Annotated in this window: 1 protein-coding gene; it reads left to right on the top strand. The window is 67.8% G+C overall.

Annotated elements, in window-relative coordinates; translation table 11 throughout:
* Positions 1-213 precede the first annotated feature (213 nt).
* Positions 214-438, top strand: a complete 225-nt coding sequence (locus FVA95_RS29410) for a hypothetical protein (RefSeq protein ID WP_149666948.1) — start codon at positions 214-216, stop codon at positions 436-438.
* The last annotated feature ends 44 nt before the right edge of the window (positions 439-482 follow it).

Genomic DNA, 482 nt, shown 5'->3' with positions numbered 1-482 from the left:
GCGATCACCGCGTAGTTTGACCGACGAAGGCTCACGAGGTAGCCGTCTTCGTCCACCACGTCAGCGGACGTGACCTCGTCCTGCCCGTGGATAGTCCCGGACTCGCCTGAGACAGCTGCTCGTGCAGGAACTCGGTGGGCTCGATACTTGCAAGGTGCGGTCGTCGCGTGGTCCGCCTTCTGTGGGCGGTGAGCGGCGTTAGAAGATCCTGCGGTGGCCGCCCGACAGCTCGACCTGCTCGTCATCGGGCCGGTCGGTCAGCTCGGCGTAGGCGGGGCCGACCGCACCGTCACCGGCGTCTGCCGCTCGGCCGGACGCAGCACCCAGTCCAGCGCGGCGAACACGCCCAACGCGCTGTCCTCAGCGGCGACGGTCGCACCTGGTGCGCGTTCCACCAGCAGTCCCGCTGTCCGCGTACGGGCTCTGATGTCGCTGTAGGTACGAGCTGGTTTGTCGTTGGTCCGGCGCGTCGGACCGAAGAT

It is taken from the genome of Pseudonocardia sp. EV170527-09 (assembly GCF_008369905.1).
In the GTDB taxonomy this organism is placed as follows: Bacteria; Actinomycetota; Actinomycetes; order Mycobacteriales; family Pseudonocardiaceae; genus Pseudonocardia.
The sequence above is the reverse complement of the archived record's forward strand: the minus strand, read 5'-3'. Positions and strand labels throughout refer to the sequence as shown.